Origin of the sequence: Acidovorax sp. SUPP3334, from assembly GCF_030159055.1 — a bacterium.
Taxonomy (GTDB): domain Bacteria; phylum Pseudomonadota; class Gammaproteobacteria; order Burkholderiales; family Burkholderiaceae_C; genus Paracidovorax.
Genome location: NZ_BQXQ01000031.1, coordinates 59010 through 65499 on the forward strand (window position 1 = coordinate 59010; position 6490 = coordinate 65499).

The following is a 6490-nucleotide window of genomic DNA, read 5'->3' on the forward strand; positions in this document are numbered from 1 at the left end:
AGGATTTCTTCCATGAACGAAAAGCCCAAGAACACTCAACCCGCCACGCTGGAGGATTTGGCGTTACTGGAGCAGAAAATCGGTAATACCTTGAGAAAATTCCACGCATGGGTCGAAGCGCGTGAAACCGAGGATGAAGATAAAGCCATTGAAGCGGCTGATTTACACGAGCAAGTCCTCGAGGACATCACCGTTCTGGAACTGGCTCCCTTCAGGCTTCAGAGATGATTTCCGGCTTCGGTTTACCCATGGCCCACAGCCGGTCAAGTTTTGCCTGCATGGTGGAACTCCTGATTCTCTCTCCATAGATTTCCATGGCTGCATTGCTACGTTCTGTTCGCAATGCAGCCATTTGTTCCGATAATTCGAGGATGGCGCGGTATTTGTCCGCTTGCGATTCGGCCCGTGCAATAAAGCCGACGCATGCACATTTGATCTCTACATCCTGGATGTTTTCTTCCAGCCATTGCTCGAAGACATCAAAATGGCTCACGAGGAAAGCGGCGATCGATTGATTGCGGAGATCCTCCATATAATCTTCGCGCCGCTTGCCAGCAAAGTAGGCTTCTCTAGCAGCCTTTTTTTCTTGGACCGTGATGGGAGTGGTGATATTCATGAGAAATTTCTTTCGATAAAAGAGGATTCGCAGGCTTTGGCATTTGCTTCAACGCCAGCAAAGAGTTGTCAAGCTAAATGATAACGCCGCTGTCACAGTCTAATCAGCGTGCGCACCTTGATTATTATCGATCGAGACTGACGGACCCAAAGCCCGGATTCTCTCCATTACCGCCAGATTGTGTTCACGAATGCCGTTGGCAATATCGTTGGGCGTCTGGGCATAGTCCCACTGGGCGGCGATTCTCAAAGCAGCTGGATGAAAATCCGATGGCAGGCTCTTGAGCTGCACATCGACGCCGGCGCTGAAGACCTTCACATATTGGTCGAAGAACTGGCGACAGTCCTTGGAGGTCGCGACGGCGATCCGGGCGCAGATATTGCGCCAGGCGCGCTCATCGAACCGTCCCTGGGCGTCAATGGCTTGAAATTCTTCCGTTGGCTCAACATTCATGTTCGACTCCCATCAGGTTCATAAAGCGCGAACTGGCTCAGCCATTCAGTCATCGCGATCCCCACAGCCCATAGGACAGCAGTCCTCATCAATGCCATGGGCGCAGATTCCGGTGGCTGCATTGGAACGATCGGTTTCTCGTATCTGATCAGCCGAGGCGTAATCGAAAAACTCTGCCGCTTTCAATGCTTGCGGATGAAACTCGGCAGGAATGGTTTTCAATGCAATGTCGATCTCGGTGCTGAAGCGCTTGACGTAATAATCGTGGGAGAGTCCACATCCTTTTGCGGCCTGGTCTGCCAGTTTCTGGCATACCTCGCGCCAGGAATTTTCATCGAATTTCCCGAGGGCATCCACCCTCTGAACTCCATCGATTGTTTCACTCATACTCGACTCCTGTTTTCCGGTTGAGTTGATTCTCGTATTGGCGACGTTTGCCCGGAAAGGTGAGTCATGAAGTGTGTCGATCAATATCGATCTTCACCGGCTCGAAGGCGCAGGATCGATTTTAAAATTCTGCTGGCTGTCTGGATTTTTTCTTATTTCGTCGGCCAGAGCATCCCTGATTTCCTCGGTACTGGGGTAACCCAGCCTCCCATAAATACCCATGGCAAGAACACACAGGCTGATTACAAAGAATACCAAGCTGGCTCTTCGTTCACGATCCATTCGGCGCTTGATCGATATGCATTCTTCCAACGATTCTTCGATCCACTGCAAGTGCAGAATGTCGGATCGTTTTTCGGTGGATGCGCAAAGTTCCCGTAGGCGATTTATCGAATGCCTTGTCGTGTCGGGAAGGCGCTCCAAAGAGGCGATCGTTTCCAATTGCTCCGCCAGGGCACTCAGTTTTTTCATGTCGCCGTTGGATTTTACTTCCAGGATCAATTGATGAACGGCCCATTCAGCGGATGTGCTCGTCAAATCCAGTCCATAGGCTGTATTCAGCGTGTTCTGCACTGTCAATTCGACACCCGCCTGAAATTTCTCGCTCAGAAGTTTCTTGAGAACTCTCCGGTTGATGTGATCGATCAATATCATTGAAGCTCCACGGTTGAATCCGGAAATGGAATGAAGAAGGAAATTATGATTGGCGACGTTTTCCGGAAAAAGTGAGCTATTGCATGTCGGTGATCACATGGGAATGTCGTCGTATTCCTGCGGTTGGTTCTGGTAATAGCCCTGGTCGATGCCTTGATCACCACCTTGGTTTTGCGTTTGCTGCTGTCCACGCGATGGGGTGAACTGGATCGACTCGATGCGCGACAGCTGCAGTGCGACGTCCTCGGCCACGATCTTGATCACCTGTACCTCGTCGCCGGCCTCGTTTTTGGCCATGAAGTCGCGCTCCTCGCCGACGACCAGGACGCGCGCGCCCGTCTTGAGGAACCTGGCACAGGCCTCGGCCTTGTTGCCGTAGATCTCGACCTCGCGCCAGAAGCCGCCGACCTGCTCGAAGTCGCCATGGGTGTTCTGCCCATAGCGGCTGAACATGACGCGCATCTTGGCGACGATGAACTCCTCGCCCGTCTTGCGCGAGATGTTGCGCTCCAGCGTTGGCGGCTTGGCCAAGTTGCCCTTGCCGATAAAAAGGTTCTGCATCAGTTTCTCCACAGTGCGTTAAATGACCGATCCCTGGCTGCACCAGGCCAGGGGCGGTTAGAAGTCATTCGGGAATGCGGCGTGCGAACACCGGCTGCTGCGCGCGGGTGAGGATGTACCGCAGGGCGCGGATGCGCTTGCGCGCGGTCAAGTGCTGCGCATTGAGCGACAGGGCCTGCTCGGTGGCTTGGCCGTACCAGGCATGGACGCTGGCCTCCCGCGAGCGCAGCAAGGCTTGAACGTTAGCCCAGGACAAGTGCCGCTTGCCAGCGCCCAGTTCGCGCCAGCGCAGGAACGTGTAGCCGTTGGAGCGCTTGTGGTGCAGCATGAGGTAGATGGATGCGCCAGGGACTTGGCGTACTACGGTCGCGAGTGCGCGCATGTCTTGCTCCAGCCGGTCGATCTCGGCAATCAATTGGCGCAACTCCTGGCGGGTGCCCTTACCCGTAAAGGCCTTTGTGTCAGCTCGTTCTTGACACATCTCGTCCTTGAGCGATTCGCGTGCCCACTCGACTGAATTGACAACACGCTCCACTGGCGACGTGGGCTGTTCAGCCCTTTCATTCACACGCCCTTTCATCACCGCAGCCCTTTCATCAACGACGGCAGTCAGGTCAGCGCGATTGATCGGCGTACCCTGGAGTCCGGACCACGGCATCAGCGAGCCACTTCCGCTGTCTGTGCAGCATCGGGAGCGTCCTCGGTCACGGTAGAACCATCGGCCTGCTCGGCCTGGGCCAATCTGGCTCCGACCGTCTGCAGCAACTGGCGCTCCACAGCGGTGATCTGGATACGGCGGCGCGAATGGCGTGGCTGCAGCTTGGTGGTGAAGACGTCGGCCGGGACGGCACCGAACACTTCGGTGGCGAACTCCAGGCGCTTGGCCGCTTGCACGCTGGCCTCGCCACCGGCCTCCGGCACGAAATCCGCACGGCACAGGCCGCGAACTTCCTCGCGCGTGAGCCAGCGATCAAACCGCGCGGTTTCGTTGAAAACGCGGCGGATGAATCGAGTGATTTCTGAGATGGCTTGGCGCGTCTGATCGTCGGAGCGCAGGTTCTTGCGCGCGAGCGTCTTTTGCACACGGACGTAATGGTCGAAGTCCACGATGAGACTGGACACGGCGTAGCCATAAGGGGAGCGAAAGCCCAGGTTGAGCACTTGCGGCTGGGAGGATTGCAGCAGCGAATACGTCAGGCCCTTGCGCTTTTGCTCCTCCAGTACGCTCATGGCTTCCTTGGACTCGCGGGCGAGACGTCGCTGGACCTGCTGCATGGATTCCTCGTGCCGCAGCAGCGCCCAGTCCGCATAGGGGTTGTCATTGGCCGTGAGCATCCACAGGTTGCGCAGCGCTGCCGCTATCCGCTTGCCGCCGATGATGGGAGCCGCTTCCTTGCCGGGCTCGCGGGTGCGTCCCATGAACATGCGGATGGCCTCCTTGGTGTGGACCGACATCTGGTCCACATCGGTATCGACCAGATTGCCCACCTCCAGCATGGAAAAGAACTCCTTGGGCATGACCAGGGGGTCGGCACCGCGGCGGGTCTTGAAGTCCGCTTGCATGCGCTCGAAGCGATCCTTGCGGTCTTCCAGCTCCACGTAGCGGTCGTACAGCGGGTCGGATTCAGGCATGTCGCCCGCGAGGAATTCGGCCAGCACGGACTCCTCGCCCGAGATGGAGTAGCCGTCCTGGAAGGGGGAATTGGGCTCGGTGGAGAAAGGCAGACGTGACCGGGGTGGCGCCAGGATCGTGCTGTTCTGGACGGGTGCGGGCACGGTGGCCGCGGCGATGGCGTTCGACGAAGCGTTTTTCTTTGCGGCTTTGGTGGCCATGGGGTCCTCCTTGATTTGAGGGGTGAGAGGGGTTATCGATGAAGAAAGCTGGACCGGGACTGTTGGTCGGTAGCTCAGTGGTGGGCCGGTGTGCCGGGGACGATGGGGCGAACCATCGTGGTGGCGATCCAGCCCATGCAAGGCTGGAACACGTGGTCGAAGAACCAGCGCGCCATCAACAGGCAAGCGAGGATGCCGCCGGCCAGGAACAGCATGGGGTAGTAGCCGATGAAGTGCGCGCCCTCGGTGCACAGGCCGACAGCGGTGTGGGTGGCGGAGCCGATCTCGATGCGGTCGGTCCAGAGCATCCAGGCGAGGGGTCCAGCCAGCAAGGCCAGCACCGGCACGCTTGCCACCAGTGCGGTCAGCCGGGGTTTGGGGAGCGCAGGAAGCGATCGGGGACCATCCGCGCGCCGCGAAGCGCTGCGGCGTGACAGGCGCCAGAACACTTCGTTGACGACGTTGCGGATGGTGATGGCGCCCAGGGCCATGATGAAGACCATCGGCGCGAGCATGGCCAGCCAGATGTCATACACCATCAATATCCCATCCGGAGAACAGATGCTAAGCAAAGAAACTGTTGGGGACATGATTTGGCCGTTTTTGTGGTTTTTGGGATTGCTGGCTGTGGCGGAGATTGCAATCTTGGTGATCAAGGTGATAGAGACCATGAAGCGAGGTGATCGCTGATCTGGGGCAAACAGGGCTCAGCATCACGCGATCTCCCGCGACTGACTGGACGATGCCAGCCGATTGCCCCTGGCGGAACCATCGGTTGGGCGGTAGGCGGCGTGATCCATGGACTGACCTCGCGGATGGAAGATCATCCAGGCGAGCAGGAATGCCAGGGCAGTGGCCGAGACGAAGAACCCGGCCCATGCAGCGCTGAGGGTCACGGCGCCGTCGGCGGCGCAGTGCCCCACGACGCGGCCGGTCGTGGGGGCGACATCCATCTGCCCTGAGACGGCAAGAACGCCCCAGGTGATCGCAAGAGGTGCCAGCATCACCAGGGTGCACTTGAGCGAGTACAGACAAGCGGAAAGGATGTCCGATCGCAGATGGCTAGAATCGATTCGGCGCGGCGCAGCCCGATACGCGATCAAAGATCTGACCAACTCGATCAAGGCGGCACCAGCGCTAGCCCAGACGAACACCTGGGGCAGAAAGAGCACCAGCCACACATCTGGGACCAAGAACATGCTATTCGGACTGCAGATACCCTCGAACCCGATGACAGACAGGTTGTGGATATACGGTGTCGTCGTGATTGTGGTCGTAGCCGGTTGTGCCTTGGCCAGGTTCGTCAATCCCAAGAGCGGCAAGAGAGACCATACGAACGACTGAGAAAGACGCAGGCCCCGCATCACGAGGCATCCTCGACGGCGGACGCAGCAGCGGCGGCAGACTCATTCCAGGCTTGCAGGAACGCGAAGTCCTTGCCGCGCATGCCGGGCAACTGGTTGGACACGGGCTGCTGGAGCAGTTCCATGACGGCATCGCGGTCCACCGTGATGAGGGTAGCTGTCTTGGCATGGATGCGCACTTCGACGAGGCCCAACTGGGTAAGACGGTCCAGTGCGCGCTGTGCCTGCCACTTGTTGATCTGGCCGTCCAGAGCGAACTGAGAAACCTGAGTGACGGCGGTCTTCCACTCTGCGACATCTGCTTGTTCCCGCAGCGCGGTGTGAAGCATCAAGGCATCGCTGTACTTGCCCAGACGGTGCAAAAGCTCCACAAACAAGCGATCGCTGGTCATTTTTCTGGTCATGATTTTTTCTTCCCTTCTGTTGAAATTAGCTATTTAGTAAGTGAGTGGGGCATCCTGGTGCAAAACGCTCCACGTGGTACGACGTACCGTTTGGTGCAAAACGCTCCACGTGGTACGACGTACCGTTTGGTGCAAAACGCTCCACGTGGTACGACGTACCGTTTGGTGCAAAACGCTCCACGTGGTACGACGTACCGTTTGGTGCAAAACGCTCCACG

At 57.7% G+C, this 6490-nt stretch carries 12 protein-coding genes; 2 read left to right on the forward strand and 10 right to left on the reverse strand.

Going from position 1 to position 6490, the window contains the following annotated elements:
• The first annotated feature begins 12 nt into the window (after positions 1 to 12).
• Positions 13 to 228 (forward strand): hypothetical protein, encoded by a 216-nt coding sequence (locus tag AVHM3334_RS17220; RefSeq protein ID WP_284414305.1) that lies wholly within the window; start codon positions 13 to 15, stop codon positions 226 to 228.
• On the opposite strand, the gene AVHM3334_RS17225 is transcribed toward AVHM3334_RS17220, so the two are convergent.
• The 8 genes from AVHM3334_RS17225 to AVHM3334_RS17260 form a co-directional block, all read right to left on the reverse strand.
• Positions 212 to 616: a hypothetical protein gene (locus AVHM3334_RS17225; protein WP_284414307.1), complete on the reverse strand. Its 405-nt coding sequence runs from the start codon at positions 614 to 616 to the stop codon at positions 212 to 214. The two genes, AVHM3334_RS17220 and AVHM3334_RS17225, sit on opposite strands and share 17 nt — an antisense overlap.
• A gap of 99 nt (positions 617 to 715) precedes the next feature.
• The gene (locus AVHM3334_RS17230) at positions 716 to 1069 is read right to left on the reverse strand and encodes a hypothetical protein (protein WP_284414309.1); all 354 of its coding nucleotides are present in this window, start codon (positions 1067 to 1069) and stop codon (positions 716 to 718) included.
• 45 nt (positions 1070 to 1114) lie between these two features.
• Complete coding sequence (locus AVHM3334_RS17235; RefSeq protein WP_284414311.1) at positions 1115 to 1456, reverse strand: hypothetical protein; 342 nt, start codon at positions 1454 to 1456, stop codon at positions 1115 to 1117.
• Positions 1457 to 1549: 93 nt separating this feature from the next.
• On the reverse strand, positions 1550 to 2110 hold the full coding sequence (locus tag AVHM3334_RS17240; protein ID WP_284414313.1) for a hypothetical protein: 561 nt from the start codon (positions 2108 to 2110) through the stop codon (positions 1550 to 1552).
• Positions 2111 to 2203: 93 nt separating this feature from the next.
• Complete coding sequence (locus AVHM3334_RS17245) at positions 2204 to 2671, reverse strand: single-stranded DNA-binding protein (protein ID WP_284414314.1); 468 nt, start codon at positions 2669 to 2671, stop codon at positions 2204 to 2206.
• Positions 2672 to 2735: 64 nt separating this feature from the next.
• Entirely contained in the window at positions 2736 to 3086 is a 351-nt protein-coding gene (locus tag AVHM3334_RS17250) for a hypothetical protein (RefSeq protein ID WP_284414316.1), read from the reverse strand.
• Positions 3087 to 3328: 242 nt separating this feature from the next.
• Positions 3329 to 4504 carry a PFL_4669 family integrating conjugative element protein gene (locus AVHM3334_RS17255; RefSeq protein ID WP_284414318.1) on the reverse strand — a complete coding sequence of 392 codons (1176 nt, stop codon included), beginning with the start codon at positions 4502 to 4504 and terminating at the stop codon, positions 3329 to 3331.
• A 74-nt stretch (positions 4505 to 4578) separates the two neighbouring features.
• Positions 4579 to 5007 carry a hypothetical protein gene (locus AVHM3334_RS17260; RefSeq protein WP_284414320.1) on the reverse strand — a complete coding sequence of 143 codons (429 nt, stop codon included), beginning with the start codon at positions 5005 to 5007 and terminating at the stop codon, positions 4579 to 4581.
• On the opposite strand from AVHM3334_RS17260, the gene AVHM3334_RS17265 reads away from it, so the two are divergent.
• Complete coding sequence (locus AVHM3334_RS17265) at positions 4994 to 5194, forward strand: hypothetical protein (protein ID WP_284414322.1); 201 nt, start codon at positions 4994 to 4996, stop codon at positions 5192 to 5194. The two genes, AVHM3334_RS17260 and AVHM3334_RS17265, sit on opposite strands and share 14 nt — an antisense overlap.
• Positions 5195 to 5217: 23 nt before the next feature.
• Here the strand turns inward: AVHM3334_RS17265 and AVHM3334_RS17270 are convergent, their stop codons facing one another.
• Together AVHM3334_RS17270 and AVHM3334_RS17275 are read right to left on the reverse strand one after the other, a co-directional pair.
• Entirely contained in the window at positions 5218 to 5628 is a 411-nt protein-coding gene (locus tag AVHM3334_RS17270) for a hypothetical protein (protein ID WP_284414324.1), read from the reverse strand.
• A gap of 239 nt (positions 5629 to 5867) precedes the next feature.
• Complete coding sequence (locus AVHM3334_RS17275) at positions 5868 to 6272, reverse strand: hypothetical protein (RefSeq protein ID WP_284414326.1); 405 nt, start codon at positions 6270 to 6272, stop codon at positions 5868 to 5870.
• Between the last annotated feature and the right edge of the window lie 218 nt (positions 6273 to 6490).